The sequence below is a fragment of the Acidithiobacillus sp. AMEEHan genome, assembly GCF_030996345.1.
In the GTDB taxonomy this organism is placed as follows: domain Bacteria; phylum Pseudomonadota; class Gammaproteobacteria; order Acidithiobacillales; family Acidithiobacillaceae; genus Igneacidithiobacillus.
In genome coordinates this window covers 13,890-29,135 of sequence record NZ_CP118747.1, presented here as the reverse complement: position 1 = coordinate 29,135, position 15,246 = coordinate 13,890, and the positions used below count along the sequence as shown (strand labels likewise).

At 56.4% G+C, this 15,246-nt stretch carries 11 protein-coding genes and 2 pseudogenes; all 13 read left to right on the top strand.

Annotated features, from left to right (window positions below; genetic code table 11):
* Positions 1 to 16 precede the first annotated feature (16 nt).
* The 13 genes and pseudogenes from ORD17_RS00110 to fliE all read left to right on the top strand — a co-directional run bounded on the left by ORD17_RS00110 (position 17) and on the right by fliE (position 15,241).
* Positions 17 to 1,234 (top strand): ISL3 family transposase, encoded by a 1,218-nt coding sequence (locus ORD17_RS00110; protein ID WP_014003049.1) that lies wholly within the window; start codon positions 17 to 19, stop codon positions 1,232 to 1,234.
* A 48-nt stretch (positions 1,235 to 1,282) separates the two neighbouring features.
* Positions 1,283 to 2,794, top strand: a pseudogene (locus tag ORD17_RS13385) (glycosyltransferase); the annotation flags it as partial.
* Positions 2,795 to 3,265: 471 nt separating this feature from the next.
* A complete protein-coding gene (locus tag ORD17_RS00105) occupies positions 3,266 to 5,926 on the top strand; it encodes a glycosyltransferase (protein ID WP_308388911.1) in 2,661 nt (886 codons plus the stop codon).
* A gap of 320 nt (positions 5,927 to 6,246) precedes the next feature.
* Positions 6,247 to 7,842, top strand: a complete 1,596-nt coding sequence (locus ORD17_RS00100) for a flagellin (protein ID WP_308388910.1) — start codon at positions 6,247 to 6,249, stop codon at positions 7,840 to 7,842.
* 60 nt (positions 7,843 to 7,902) lie between these two features.
* Entirely contained in the window at positions 7,903 to 8,286 is a 384-nt protein-coding gene (locus ORD17_RS00095) for a hypothetical protein (protein ID WP_308388909.1), read from the top strand.
* A 10-nt stretch (positions 8,287 to 8,296) separates the two neighbouring features.
* A complete protein-coding gene (gene fliD, locus ORD17_RS00090; RefSeq protein ID WP_308388908.1) occupies positions 8,297 to 10,234 on the top strand; it encodes a flagellar filament capping protein FliD in 1,938 nt (645 codons plus the stop codon).
* An 18-nt stretch (positions 10,235 to 10,252) separates the two neighbouring features.
* Positions 10,253 to 10,630: a flagellar export chaperone FliS gene (gene fliS, locus ORD17_RS00085; RefSeq protein WP_308388907.1), complete on the top strand. Its 378-nt coding sequence runs from the start codon at positions 10,253 to 10,255 to the stop codon at positions 10,628 to 10,630.
* A 34-nt stretch (positions 10,631 to 10,664) separates the two neighbouring features.
* Positions 10,665 to 11,219: a PilZ domain-containing protein gene (locus tag ORD17_RS00080; protein ID WP_308388899.1), complete on the top strand. Its 555-nt coding sequence runs from the start codon at positions 10,665 to 10,667 to the stop codon at positions 11,217 to 11,219.
* Positions 11,220 to 11,293: 74 nt separating this feature from the next.
* Positions 11,294 to 11,953, top strand: a pseudogene (locus ORD17_RS13380) (sigma-54 interaction domain-containing protein); the annotation flags it as partial.
* Between the two features lie 132 nt (positions 11,954 to 12,085).
* Positions 12,086 to 12,319: a helix-turn-helix domain-containing protein gene (locus ORD17_RS13375; protein ID WP_374693415.1), complete on the top strand. Its 234-nt coding sequence runs from the start codon at positions 12,086 to 12,088 to the stop codon at positions 12,317 to 12,319.
* Positions 12,294 to 13,511, top strand: a complete 1,218-nt coding sequence (locus ORD17_RS00070) for a HAMP domain-containing sensor histidine kinase (protein WP_308388897.1) — start codon at positions 12,294 to 12,296, stop codon at positions 13,509 to 13,511. The genes ORD17_RS13375 and ORD17_RS00070 overlap by 26 nt, the downstream gene beginning before the upstream one ends.
* Complete coding sequence (locus ORD17_RS00065; RefSeq protein ID WP_308388896.1) at positions 13,511 to 14,863, top strand: sigma-54 dependent transcriptional regulator; 1,353 nt, start codon at positions 13,511 to 13,513, stop codon at positions 14,861 to 14,863. The genes ORD17_RS00070 and ORD17_RS00065 overlap by 1 nt, the downstream gene beginning before the upstream one ends.
* A 54-nt stretch (positions 14,864 to 14,917) precedes the next feature.
* Complete coding sequence (gene fliE, locus ORD17_RS00060; protein ID WP_308388895.1) at positions 14,918 to 15,241, top strand: flagellar hook-basal body complex protein FliE; 324 nt, start codon at positions 14,918 to 14,920, stop codon at positions 15,239 to 15,241.
* Positions 15,242 to 15,246: the final 5 nt, after the last annotated feature.

Below are 15,246 nucleotides of genomic sequence, written 5' to 3'. Positions count from 1 at the left end.
CGAGCTGAGGATAAGGATGGACCAAGGTAATCAACTGTTCACTCTGGCGTTGGGGTTGGTTCCGCCGTGGATGGTGGACGATGTGCGGTTCACGGTGGAGGAAAAGCGCCTGGACCTGCATGTGAACTTCCCAAGGGGTAGTCAGTTTCCCTGTCCGGTCTGCGGCCAGGACTGCCCGGTCTATGACACCCAGGAGAAGGTCTGGCGTCACCTCGACTTCTTCCAGCATGCGGCTTATCTCCATGCCCGCGTACCACGGGTCCATTGCCCGGAACACGGCGTGCATTTGGTATCCGTCCCTTGGGCGCGGGAAGGCTCGGGATTCACGCTGCTCTTTGAGGCTCTAGTCATGGCCATGGTCCGGGAGATGCCCGTGTTGACGGTCTCCCGCCTAGTGCGGGAGACGGACCAGCGACTCTGGCGGGTGCTCGATCATTACGTCGCCAAGGCCCGCGAGGCCGCGGACATGTCAGAGGTCCATTCCGTCGGTATCGATGAGACGAGCAGCCGGCGCGGCCATGATTACATCACCCTGTTTGTGGACCTCGTGGCGAAGCGCCTGCTGTTTGCCACACCCGGCAAGGATGCCGAGACTTTTGCGCAGTTCGCCGAAGATCTGCAGGCCCATGGCGGCAGCGCCGAGGCCATTACGGAGGTCAGCATGGACCTCTCGCCAGCCTTCCAAAAAGGGGCCGCAGAACACCTGCCCAACGCCCAGGTCACCTTCGATCGCTTTCACCTCATGAAGCTCGTCAATGAGGCCGTAGATGCCGTACGCAAGGGGGAAGCCCTCTCCCAACCAGACCTGAAAAAGAGCCGCTGGCTTTGGCTCAAGAACCCGGGAAAGCTCTCCGCCAAGCAAAGCGCCAGGCTCCGGGAGATCCTCAAGAACCAGAACCTCAAGACAGCACAGGCTTATCAGCTTCGCCTGACCTTCCAAGAAATCTTCACCGTCCAGAATCGCCACCAGGGCGCCACCCTGCTCAAGGCCTGGGTGGAAAACGTCAAGGACAGCGGATTACCGCCAATGGTCAAGGTCGCCTACACCGTCATGAATCACTGGGATGGTGTGCTCCGCTGGTTCGAGAGCCAGATCACCAACGGGATTCTGGAAGGCTTCAATAGCCTCCTCCAGTCCGCCAAGGCAAAAGCCCGTGGCTACCGTACCCACAAGAACTTTATCAACATGGCCTACCTGATCCTCGGTAAACTGGATCTCAGGCTACCCACATGAAACATCGAAGAACCTAAATATAACGTCTGCGAAGCCACTGGCGGTAGTATGATGGGAGGCTGTAACATCGTTCAGTCATGTGAAAATAGAGATTTCAGATTGCTCATAGTTTGCGATTACTTCTGGCCCTCTGTTGGTGGCGTTGAGTCGATAGTTGAGCAACTTGCTTTGCAACTTGTTGCTTCCGGAAAGATTGTAGAAGTGGCTACGAGAGCTCTTCCAGAGCGTAATGCTAAAAATTATCGTGGAATTGATATCTTGAGTATTACGGTGAATGAAAACGAAATTCCGTGGAAGAGTTCTGCGGCAAAAGCGCTTCGTTCTATAATTGAAAATAACGATTACTCATCTGTGATTATTATTTCGGATCCCCTTAGTTGGCCGATTTGGTCCCTCAGTAATTTGCACATAGATAATGAAAAAACGAAGATTATTGTTCAGCCGTTAATAAATCGTCAAGGGTTTGAAGTATGGAAGGGTATGGAAGATTTTAAAAAACAATTAGAATCTGTCTTGCGCCGCGCCTCGGCTGTTGTTAGTCTAACAAAAAATGGGATCGAAAACGAATTTCTTTCTGAAATTGGAGTTCTTCCAGTTGTGATTCCGAACGCTACTACCGGCAATGCTAGCACCTTTAATCTTCGGTCCAGATTGGGCATCGATGATGAATTTCCGATTCTCTTGCATGTTGCCAATTTGTGGCCAGTAAAAAATCATCTGGGTCTTCTTGATGTGCTATTCAAAACTGCCGGCAATTGGCATGTGGTGATTATTGGCCATGCTACCGCCGATGTCTCATATGTTGAAAAGGTTAAGTCTGCGATACTGCGAGATCCTAGGGTGCATTGGCTTCCAGACCTTGATGGGGCGGATGTCAGGGCAGCTATGGCGAGTTGTGCTCTTCTCTTAATACCATCTCATGGAGAGGTTTCTCCGGTTGCAATTATAGAGGCTATGAGTCAGGGTTTGCCTTGGCTATCTGTGCCGTATAGTGAGGGCGTCTATGAGTATTCTGGCGGCCGGGTTGCTTTCCTTAATGAATTTCCAGTTCATATCGCGGAGCTTCTTTCTTCAAAAAGTCTGCGAGGAGAGCTATCTAAAGCAGGAAAGAAACAATGGGTTGACGAATTTTCTTGGTCATCAGTTCTTCCGAAGTGGGAAGATTTGTTATTGCATTCATGTACGGACAAATGGAACCCAGTTGTTGGTGTAATTCTACCGTCTAAAAATCGACCTTTACTGCTTCGAGATGCTATACGATCTGTGATCAATCAACTGTACGAAAATTGGATTCTGGTCGTTGTAAACGATGGTGGCGTTGATGTTTCTCAAATTATTCGAGAGTTCTCTGATAATCGTATAACATTGCTACAGCACGATCATAGTTATGGTGCGTCGCAGGCTAGAAATACTGGGCTTCGCACATTGAAGTCTGATATTGTCGTTTTCCTTGATGATGACGATGAGTTTGAGCAGGATTACTTTTCCCATATAATTGATTCTTTGAGGGACGCTGATGTTGTTGTTTCTGGTAGTGTATATATTTATGAAACCATAGATTCTGCTGGCAGAAAGGAGCTATCCCGTGCTTACCCATACGCTGGCATGTCGTTTGACTTTGATAAGTTGCTTGGCGGAAACTATATTCCACTCCCTTCTGTTTCGTATAAGAGTGAAAGCTTTCGTGAGTTTTTCGACGCTGGTCTTGAGGTATATGAGGATTGGGACTTTTTGCTTCGATTGACCCGGGGTAGGACAGTTGTTAATTGCGATGATGTGCTCGTCAAGGTTAGACAAAGAGTAGATAAAAAGGACTCGCTCACTCATGGCTTAGGATTTGTTAAATGGATGAGCTCGTTTGAACAAGTTTGCGCAAAACATCCATCTAATAGCCCGGAAGTTCTACTTCGCAGGGTGCAAACCCAAGTTGAGATTGTCAACACTAGATTTTCTAACTCTACTCCTCACGTGACTTCAAACGAGAGAGCCGAGCGCGCGGGGTTGGACGTCTGCGACAGCCCAGGCGCGCTCATGGTAGATCCGGTGCGTCAGGTCTCGCCGTGGCTGCCCGAGGCGCGTTGGCTACCGGTGGAAAGTGCTTGGGCCAAAGAAATGTTGGCTGCTGAGTCAGTGTCTGGTCAGCAGTCGCCTCGGGTTGCGGCTTCCGTGCTGTTGCATCCGTCTCGCTCTGCGGCGGGTACGATCGCCAGTATTGATGCACAATGGGTGGGCGCTGAACTTTTGCAGATTCAATCCAAGCCGGGTGATGAAAGCTGGCTCGCAGTTCTCAACAAGCATCTCCTTTCCAGCCGGGACGATTGGATTGCTTTGCTGGATACGGGAGACGAGCTTACTCCGGACGCCATCTTTCGCATCCAGCAGGCCATTACCGCACATCCGGAATGGCAGGTCATTTACACGGACGAGGACTCGTTGACTGCCGACGGGCAGCATGTGAATCCCCATTGCAAGCCCGATTTCAATATCGATTACCTGCGTAGCCTGCCGTACATCGGCGGTCTATTGTTGGTCAAAAAGGAACTTTTTGCTGCTTTGGGCGGCTTTGATCCGGCAGCGGATGGCGCCGAGGATTATGATCTTGTGCTCCGCGCCTGGGAGCAGGTGGGAGACGAGGGCATCGGGCACATTCCAGAAGTGTTGTACCACCGGTTGCAGGGGGGGGGTCACTGCAATAAATCCATCGAGGAGATTTTGGCGGCCAGCAAGGGAGCATTGGAACGTCACCTGCAACGTCTGGGGATTGCCGCCGAGGTCCTGCCTGGGCCGTTTCCGCCCTCCACTCGAGTGCGCTATCCCCTGTCGGCGACCCCGCTAGTTTCCATCATCATACCCACGCGCAACCAGGTTGCCATCTTGCAACGCTGTGTGGAATCGATCATCGAAAAGACCCGCTATCCCCACTATGAAATCCTCATCGTCGATAACGACAGCGATGAGGTCGAGGCCCGCAACTATCTGGATTTGCTCAGTGCCCAGGAGGAGAGTCTGGGGGGACGCCTACGCGTCCTGCGTCACCCCGGACCCTTCAATTTTTCGGCAATGAACAATCGCGCCGTTGAGGAGGCTCGCGGCGATCTGATTTTGCTGCTCAACAACGATACCGCCGCCTTGCATGAAGACTGGTTGGAAGAGATGGTCAGCCATGCCCTGCGTCCAGAAGTCGGCATTGTTGGGGCGAAGCTACTCTTTCCTGACGGCAAAATTCAGCACGCTGGCGTGATTCTGGGGATGAAAGGACCTGCGGAGCACCCCTTCATCGGTCAAGCAGCGGAATACCGCGGGTACTTTGGGCGCGCCATGTTGACCCAAGATCTTTCCGCCGTGACCGGTGCCTGTTTGCTCGTCTCCAAGGCGCTCTACCGGGATGTTGGCGGGTTGGACGAAGAGCGTTTTCAGGTCTCCTACAACGATGTCGACCTTTGCCTCAAAGTGCGCGAGCGGGGCAAGAAGATCGTCTTTACCCCCTGGGCCATATTGATGCACGAGGGCTCGGCGAGTCAGCGCGGCGAAGTGGAAAAAAAGCCGAGCCCTGAGAAGGAAAAACGTTTTGCCAGCGAAAAAATGGCTTTTTACCGCAAGTGGCTGCCGCAACTGGCCTTTGATCCGGCGTACAACCGGCATTTGAGCCTCGCCAGTACAGATTTTCTGCTCGAGGATCAGGCCGCCTTGACCTGGGACCCGGACTGGCGTCCCCGCCCGCGCATCCTGGTGCATCCCGCAGATCGAGAGGGCTGCGGCGAGTACCGCATCATCAGCCCCATGCGCGCCTTGCAGCGGGGAGGGCGGGTACAGGGATGGGAGACCATGCGCATCTTCGAGCCCGCCGAGATGAAGCGCTTCGCTCCCGACAGCATCGTCGTGCAGCGGCAGATGGAGTGGCCACAGATCGAGGCCCTAGAACGCCACAAGGCCCTGTCCAAAGCCTTCCGCGTCTTCGAAATCGACGACCTCATCACCAACTTGCCGGTGAAGAGTCTGCACAAGGCACATATTCACAAAGATATCGCCAAGCGCTTTCGCAAAGCGGCGGGTTTGTGCAACCGTCTGGTGGTCGCAACCGAGCCCCTAGCGCAAGCCTACAAGGGTTTCAGCGATGAAGTTCGGGTACAGCCCAACTGCGTCGAGGACGCAATATGGGGTGCTTTGCGCCCGCAGCGGCGCGGCGGGCCAAAGCCGCGGGTAGGCTGGGCGGGGGGCGTGGGGCATACCGGCGATCTGGAGATGATTGCCGATGTGGTCCGTGATCTCGCCAATGAGGTGGAGTGGGTCTTTTTCGGTCTTTGCCCCGATGCCCTGCGCCCTTACGTCCACGAAGTACACGGCGGCGTTCCGCTGCCCCAATATCCCGCCAAATTGGCGAGCCTGGATTTGGACCTTGCCCTGGCGCCTCTGGAAGATAACCCCTTCAATGAGGCGAAGAGTCATCTGCGGCTACTGGAGTACGGAATTCTCGGTTACCCCGTGGTCTGCTCGGATGTCTATCCCTACCAGGGTGATTTTCCGGTAGTACGGGTGAACAACCGTTACCGCGATTGGATGAGGGCCATCCGCGAAGCGGTCTCGGATCGGCAGGCCCTGGCGGAGATGGGGAACCATCTACGGGAAAAGGTGCGTGCACATTGGCTGCTGGAAAATCACCTGGATGACTGGCTCGCCGCGTGGTTGCCCTGATCCTGCTCTGCTCAGGTGAACCCGCTGTCTTCGTAGAAGTCGTCCGGGGAGAGAGTAACCGATAAACCACTGCAGCGCAGGGAGACGACTTCCTCGCGGTCTAGGATCTGTTCACGCCAGACCTCCCCCTCCCTGCTGAGCAGGCGGAGGTGGACCTTTTCGGAATCTGCCAGCAGATGGCAAAGACCTCGCCGGCCGCGCTACTCAAGATTGCCACGTGCAGCATTCAAGTTTTTCTGCAGCGTGTCGTTAAGGGAATTGTGAGGCGGATCTCACATTGGCATGGATGCCAACTTTATCCCTAAGAAAGGAGTTTTCTCATGGCAATTTCCGGAATCATCAATACCAACGTCTCGGCGTTGAGTACCCTGAACGCCCTCAATGGCACCCAGGGTAGCTTGAATACCTACTTGCAGCAGTTGTCGACGGGCAAGAGCATCAATGGTCCCCAAGACAACCCCGCGGGCTACGCCATTGCCCAGCGCTTTCAAACCCAGATCAACGGGTTGAATCAGGCGGTTTCCAACGGCAATCAGGGTGTTTCCCTGATCCAGACCGCCACTGGCGCCATCCAGAACCAGACGAGCCTGTTGCAGCAGATTCGTACCACGGCGGTGCAGGCGGCCAATGCCTCCAACACCACCTCAGATCGTCAGGCCCTGCAGGGGGTGGTGAGTCAGTTGCTGGCGCAGGTACAGACCATCGCCACTCAGACCCAGTTCAACGGCCAGAATATCCTCGACGGCACCTTTGCCGGCGCGGCTTTTCAGGTGGGTGCCAACAGCAACCAGATCATCAACGTGGCGGTAGGTAATACCCAGACCAACGCGATGGGTAATTATGCTACCTCGTTAACAAACCAAACTGGTGGGGCCTATTCCACAAGCAGCGGCGCATTCATCAACGGTGGTTACGCTGCGGGTGGAGCATTTACGATTAGTTCGGGCGCTGCAGGTGCAGGTGGTGCTGGTAATTTTGCAACGAACACTCTCGGAGTTTCGGGTTCGGTTGGATCTGCGGAGGTCAAAGTTTCCAGCGCGTCGGAGTCTGCTTATAGTTTGGCGCAGAGTGTAAATGCGGTTTCTGCACAAACCGGTGTTTCGGCACAGGCGTACACGAGTGTAGCGTTCCAAGTGACGGCAACGGGTAGTATCAGTTTTTCCTTGAGCAATGGCTCGAGCGGTTCGCCAACAAACTCGGTCAATATCGCGGCGACCATCAGCAGTGGTTCTGGTGGAAGCTTGGATCTCAGTTCGATTGTTACCGCCATCAATAATCAGGCAGCGATTACAGGGGTTTCGGCCAGTACACAAACGGTAAGTGGTACCCAGGAGCTGGTTTTGACCCAAAGCCAAGGTAGAAACATTGTGATCCAGGCGGGAACTGGTTCGGCGACATCGGGTATGTCATCCGGATCCACAGCCAAATTGCAGGCCGTTAACAATTCGGGTTCGTCCGTAACATCCGTCGGCGGTGTCTTGTATTCCGGATCTGGCGGAATGGTTATCCAGGGCGCCGTGCAGTTTGAATCGGCGTCTTCCTATGCCATTGGTAATGCCAGTGGCATCGGTTTCAGTTCTCAGGCGGCTACCCTCAGCGGATCCGCCATCTCGAATATCAATGTCAGCACGGCGGCGGGAGCGCAGCAGGCCATTGGCATCATCGATCAGGCGATCAACTATCTGAACCAGCAGAATGGTGCCCTGGGTGCAATTCAGAATCGGGTACAGGCATCGGTCAGCAACGACCAAACGACGGCGACCAACCTGCAGTCGGCGCAGTCGGTGGTGCAGGATGCGAACATCGCTCAGGCGACGTCGCAGTTGACCAAGTACCAGATCCTGCAGCAGGCGGGTATCTCGACCTTGGCGCAGGAAAACTCCTTGCAGCAGAGCTACCTCAAGCTTTTGCCGTAAGGAAATCTGCTTCTTCCTCCCAGGGACGCCTGGGAGGAATTTTGCCAGTGAGGTTACACCATGGAAACTTCATCTATTTCTGCAGTGACTGCTGCGAAACCATCAGCCAGCAATGGCGTAAGCCCGGTGCTTGATATGCCAACGGTGCCAAACTCTGCGGGGCAGGCAAATCCCTCGTCTAGCACCCCAGCGGCGGATAAAAAGGCCGGACAAGTGCAGCAGGCAGTGCAGAAATTGCAGGAGAAAGTGGCAACTACCCAGCCCTCGATCACCCTGGAGGCTGGCTTGGACCCCAACGGTGAGCATCCGAATCAGGTGCTGATTCAATTGAGCGATAAAATGACCAAGCAGGTGTTTTTTTCCTATTACGTGCCGGCAGAGCAGGTCGCCAAGGCGGCGGAGTCGGAAAATCCTGTTGGCTTGTTATTACAGAATAAGGCGTAAGGAGAGCTTTATGTCTACATCTCTTTCTGGTTTGGTAAGTGGCATCGATGTACAAAGCCTGATTACCAACCTGAGTGCTGCTTATCAGGCTCCCATTACCCTGCTACAGACCCAGGAACAAACGCAACAGACCACCCTCAGTGCTTGGGGCACGCTACAGAGCAGCCTGTCGAGCTTGCAGAGCGCTCTGGGCTCCTTGCAAAACATTGGCAGTACCAATAACCGCAGCGCCACGGTGGCGAACAGCTCCTTGGCCTCGGCGACGGCTTCGGCCAACGCTCAGCAGGGTAGCTATAACCTCAGCAATATCGTCCTTGCGCAGGCGCAAAGCGTTTATTCCAGCGCTTTTTCCAGCGTCAGCAGTGGCATCGGTACAGGAACCATACAAATTCAGGTGGGCAGCGGTGCAGTGCAGAACGTTGCCATCAATAGCAGCAATGACACGTTGGACGGCATTGCCCAGGCGATCAACCAGGCCAATTTAGGGGTAAATGCAGGGGTGGTCTACGATGGAACCGGCTATCGCCTTACCCTGACTGGACAGAATACCGGCGTCAATCAGTCTTTTTCGGTGACGGTCAGTGGTGCTACCGGTAGTCTTTCCAGCCTGAGTTACAGTTCCGGTAGTTCCGGCGGTATGACTCTGAGCCAGGCAGCACAGAATGCGGCTGTCGATATCAATGGTCTGCCCGTCACCAGTAGTACGAATACGATCTCTGGGGCAATCCCAGGGGTAACCCTGAATTTGTTGCAGGCCAGCAGTGGTAGCACTTCCTTGCAAATCAGCGCGAGCAATACGGGTTTTGTGACGGCAGTACAGAGTTTTGTCAGTGCGTTCAACAAGACCATGGGGACCATCAACCAGCTCACGGCCTACAACGCCCAGGCGGGTTCTGGTGGTCCGCTTCTTGGCAATGCAGCAGTCAATGGCCTGCGTACGCAGCTGTTGAATCTGGTGTCCAATCCTGCGGTGGGGCTCAGCTCTGGCGCGTCCTACAACTCTTTGGGTTCGGTGGGCTTGGGCTTGACCAGCAGTGGGACCATCAGCCTGAACACTGGCACCCTGCAGACTGCGCTGAGCGCAGACTATCAGGACGTGGTTGGCCTTTTTGGTCAGAATGGCCAGACCAGCAGTAGTTACGTGCAATTCTCGGGGGCTAGTTCTGCCACCCAGGCAGGTACCTACGCCATTAATGTCTCTCAGGCTGCTACCCAGGCGACGATCACGGCGGCCTCGCCGTTCCCCAGCAGCGGACTGACCCAGAGCGAGAGTTTGACCTTTGCTTCGGGTTCGCAGTCGGTGGTGGTTTCCTTGGCCTCTGGCAGTAGTCTGGCGGCGGTGGTGAATACCATCAACGCTACTCTGCAGCAGGGGGGCATGACAGGTGTCGAGGCCGTCAACGACAACGGCACCCTGGAATTACAGTCCACCGCCTATGGCAGTGCGCAAAGCTTTTCTGTGATATCCAATGTTGCCAGTGGCGGCACGGGAATTGGTACGAGTACCTTGGCAGCCTCGGGTACAGACGTGCAGGGAACAGTCAATGGTCAGGCGACGAGTGGTGTCGGGCAGTTGATGACCGTGACCGGTCCCGGTAATGCCTTGGGTTTGCAGCTCAATGTGCTCGGCAGTAACACCGGTTCCCTGGGGACAGTATCCCTCAGTCAGGGGCTCTATCAGCAGATGAATAGCCTGCTGAGTCAGGCCCTCAATACGCAGAATGGCTTTATTGTGGCGGCACAGAACGGTATCAACTCGACGATCAGCGGTTTGAACGCCCAGATTGCGACCCTCCAGCAGTCGGCAAGCAACCAAACCGCCTTGCTGACCCAACAGTTTGCTGCCATGCAGTCGCAACTCTCCACGCTGCAATCTACTAGTCAGTATCTCAATGCCTTCTACAACAGCGGTACTTTCAGTTCCTCCAGCAGTAGTTCTTCTTCCTGAACATCGAGGGGTTAGCGTATGGCAGCGGTAATGAACGCAGTACAGGCCTACCGACAGGTAGGCCAACAGGGGATCTCCTCCGACCGTCTGGTCCTGATGGGCTTGGAAGGGATTCTCGAATATCTGCGGCGCGCCGATCTGGCGATTCGCGAAAGTCGAATTGCGGACAAGGCGGAAGCCATGGACAAGGCCTATCAATTGACGGCACATCTGCTGGCAAGCGTGGATCATGAGCGAGGTGGGGAAATCGCTGCCAATCTGGAAAATTTGTATCGATTCGTCCTGGAGAAATTGGCTCTGGCGAACATTTTTGACGACCTCGATACCTTGGCCAGTTGCCGACCCATACTCGAAGACCTGCGGGACGGCTGGCGAGGTTTGCTCGAACGCGGCTGAGGCACTATCCTCTCTCCAAAATGGAGAGAGAAACGTGGATGGACCTGGGGTAGCCATAACCGCCAAACTGCCAGTTGCGATTCGTTCGTGGTCGGGCCAGGAAGAAGAATTTGCGGACTTCATGGGTGATAACCGCGTTTTGTTGCGCGCCCTACTGATTTGGGAGGAAGAAGGTGGCAACGCCGACGAAGACGAGCGCTCGGCTCTAACCCATCTGCAAATCAAGACCGATCTGTTACTCACCCTGCTTAGCGCCGGAATCCGCGCGCAAGAACCACTTCCGGCTGCACATCCTTGCGAACTGCGTGGCGATTCGCTGCAAATCACCCTGGACGACGATTGGCAACCGCTCGATTTTCCGTTGCAGGCAGCAATTTACTTGCATCCGCGCCTGGCCATGCCGCTGCGGCTGCCCGGCGCGGGCTTCGAACAGGTGCTTACGGATTCTGTGCAGCGGCTCTGGCGCTTCCCATTTCGCCTGAGTCCTGGCGTGCAGGAAATGCTGGATCGACTAATCTTCCGTCATCATCGGCGTGAGGTTGCCAGATTGCGCGAAAGCATGATGGATCACAAAACGAGAAAGGAATGATGGAAAGCCTTGTCGAAACCACTGCGCCGCAGAACCCCGCCGATCGCCGTGCCTTGTCGCGAGAAAGCTGTGGACTGGTTGGGCGTAGCGAGGTCTTGCGCAATGTGACCCGGCTCTTGGGGAAGGTCGCCGCGACGGACAGCACGGTGTTGATCCTGGGAGAGTCCGGGACGGGCAAGGAGGTGATTGCCCAATGCTTGCACCGGCACTCGACCCGCGCCGCTGGCCCCTTTGTGGCAATCAATTGCGGTGCGATTCCCGCCGAGTTGATGGAAAGTGAGCTCTTTGGACATGAAAAAGGGGCGTTTACCGGCGCCCTGTTGACGCGTAAGGGGCGTTTTGAGCTGGCGGAGGGCGGCACGCTCTTTCTCGATGAAGTAGCGGAAATGACTCCGTCAATGCAGGTGAAATTGCTGCGCGTTCTGCAAGAGCACCAATACGAGCGGGTAGGTGGCAGCAAGCCGCGGGATGCCGATGTGCGCATCATCGCTGCGACGCACCGCGACCTGGAGGCGCGCATTCGCGACGGCTTGTTTCGCGAGGATCTCTATTACCGTCTGAATATCTTTCCCGTAGAATTGCCACCTCTGCGTCAGCGTGGCGACGATCTTTTTTTGCTGCTGGAGCATTTTTTGATGCAGCGGCAGGAAGATGGTTTTGCGCCTTTTCGCCTGTCTGCCGAAGTGAAGCAGGTCCTACTCGAGCATTGTTGGCCAGGGAATGTGCGGGAGCTACGGAATCTGGTGGAACGACTGAGCATTCTCCGCGCTGGGGAGGAGGTGCGGCTGTCCGATTTGCCGCAACACATTTGGCAGAGCGCAAAGAACGCCAAATCGGAAAGCGACGCTTTGCGGACGATTTGGGCGATGGAGCCGGATGCAGCGTTGCCGGTCGCGGAGCTTGGCGAGCTTGGACATCGTTTGCCCGACGGCCCTTTTGATCTCAAGAATTATCTGGAGGAGATCGAACGGAACCTGATCTTGCAGGCCCTGGATCTCTGTGACCAAGTGGTGGCGCGTGCCGCCGAACGACTGGGGCTGCGGCGCACGACTTTGGTGGAGAAGCTGCGCAAATATGCCATACAGCCCGGCAGGGAGTAACGCCTCGGTGCCTGGCCATCCGGATCCCCAAGACGCCGCTCGCCTGCTCGAGGCCTTTGAACTCTTCAACAACGCCTCGCGCGAGTTGAGCGATGCGTATGGCACCTTGCAGGCCGAGGTGCATCGGCTCAACGGGGAGTTGGCCGCCGCCAATCAGCGTCTGCGCGAAGAGCTGCAGGCAAAGGAGACCTTGGGCCAGCGCCTGGCAATGCTGCTGGAGATGTTGCCGGGCGCGGTATTGCTGCTTGATCCCCGCGGGCGGATTTTGCAGATGAACCCCGCCGCGGAGCGACTGCTGGAGACTCGGGAGCTCGGCTGGATCTGGCCGGAATTGCCCGGATTAGCGATTCAGGAGGGGGGCGCGGAATGTTTGCTATCGGCCGGGGGCGCGCGCCGACGTCTGGCCATCGCCGTAACCCCGCTGGCCGGGGAGGGGGGGAAGATTCTGCTCTTGCAGGATGTCACCGCGGCACGTGCGCGCGAAGCCGCCAGTCAGCGACGCGAGCGTCTGGCAGCCTTGGGGGAGACGATGGCGGGCCTTGCGCACCAACTGCGTACGCCGCTAGCGACGGCACTGCTCGCGGTCGGCCAGTTGCGGCCGGAGCGAGATGCCGAACATTTTGCGCGCCAGCAGCAACGAGCATTGGATCGATTGCGACATTTGCAGGGGGTCATCGACGCCATGCTGCAGTTTTTGCGCGGCAGCATGCCCGCCGAGGACAGCACTGCGCGCCTGGAGGAGATTGACGCAGGATTGGTGCGGGTATTCGCGCCCTTGTTTCGTCAAAAAAGTGTCAATCTCGATCTCCAGCTGGGAGAGAATGACTGGATTTTGACGGGCAGCGCGGATGTATGGGTCAGCGTCATCGGCAATCTCCTGCAGAATGCCCTGCACTTTGCTCCCGTCTCGAGCACGGTGTATGCCCTCGGCGCGCGCAGCGGCAATTCCTGGATTCTGCGAGTGATGGATTCCGGGCCCGGGGTACCCGAGGCCGAACGCGAGCGGATTTTCCAACCCTTTGTCAGTGGCCGTCGGGAGGGAACCGGGCTGGGTCTGAGTATTGCGCGCAATTTCGTCACAGGTCTGGGGGGGGATCTCCATGTTGAGGACAATCGACCCGGTGCCTGCTTTGTACTGCGCGTGCCTTTCGCAGCGCTCCCCGATCCGTTGGCTAGTCGGTCGAAGTCCTGATGAACGACAAGCGCATGGCATTCCGCATTCTGTTGGTCGAGGATGACCCGGATTTCGCCGAGGTATTACAGGAGGCTCTGAGCGATCTCGGGTATCGCATTCGTCACGCCAGCGATGGCGAGGCGGCCCTGGCGCAGTTGGTAAATTTCCCCGCCGATCTCATCCTCAGTGACGTGCAGATGCCGCGGCTGGATGGCTATGCTCTCCTGGCGGCCCTGCGTGAGCGTCGCCAGGCCCCGCCCGTGCTGATGATGACCGCCTGGGGAACGATCGAAGAGGCGGTGCGCGCTTTGCAGGGCGGGGCGGTGGACTATCTGGTAAAGCCTTTTGAAATCGAGAGCTTGGAGGCAAAGCTAGAAAAGCATCTGCTGCCCCGCGCCGGTGCCGATGACCATTTGATTGCCGAGGCACCCAGTATGCGGCGCTGCCTGGAGCGTGCAGCAAAAGTCGCGCAGAGTGACGCCACTGTGTTACTCAGTGGTGAGAGCGGTGTGGGGAAAGAGGTTTTGGCGCGCTATCTTCATCAGCACAGTGCCCGTGCCAAAGGCCCCTTCGTTGCTGTGAATTGTGCTGCCATCCCCGAAACCCTGTTGGAGGCGACACTCTTTGGCCACGAGAAAGGTGCCTTCACCGGCGCCACGCAGGCGAGTGCGGGAAAATTCGAGCAGGCCCAGAACGGCACTCTGTTGCTCGACGAGGTGACGGAAATGCCCCTCGTCCTGCAGGCCAAGCTGCTGCGAGTCTTGCAGGAGCGGGAGCTGGAACGGGTCGGCGGGCAGCGCACGATCTCCCTGGATATCCGGGTGCTTGCCACCAGCAATCGCGATCTCGGGGAGGCAGTCAAAAGCGGCGGGTTCCGTGCCGATCTCTATTACCGGTTGCAGGTGGTTCCGCTGCAGATTCCCCCTTTGCGCGAGCGGCGCGAGGATATCCTCCCGCTCGCTCGGTATCTCCTGGGGCAAGCGGCAGTGACCCTCGGTCTACGCGCGCGGACGCTGTCGCCGGCAGCAGAACAGGCGCTGCTCGCGCATGACTGGCCGGGCAACGTGCGCGAGCTACAAAATGCCCTGCACCGCGCCCTGATTCTGGCGGACGGTGACGAAATACAGACGCGGGACCTGGATCTGCCGGGCGAGATGGCAGAAAACGGGGTGGCGATGGAGGAGCCGTTGTCTGTTGCAGAATTGGCATTGGGGGAGCAAAAGGGGCACTATGAGCGGGAGTTGATTGCCGATGCTCTGGCAAAAACCGGAGGATCGCGTGGCGAAGCGGCGCGTTTGTTGGGAATCAGTGCGCGTACCCTGCGCCACAAATTGCAGCGCTTGCGGGAGGCTGGTTTCGACCTTGGATAGTTTGGCCTGGATATTGCTTCATTTTGGGAAAGCATTCCCAGGAAGGATATGGTCATGAGCAGTGTAGATTCGCTGGATGGTTTGCTGAGCCAGCTGCGTGCCCTGAGCGAGCAGGCGCAGGGTCTGAAAAACAACACTCCGAACAGCGGTGGAGTAGGAGAATTTGCCAACACGCTCAAACAGATGGTGGATGGCGTAAATGCCCAACAGGAATCCGCCAACCAGCTGCAAAACCAGTTTGCCACTGGCGATCCGCAGGTAAGCCTGAGTCAGGTGATGGTTGCCTCCCAGAAGGCCGATCTTTCTTTTCAGACCATGCTCCAGGTACGCAACAAGCTCGTTTCTGCCTACCAGGACATCATGAATATTTCCGCCTGAGCGCG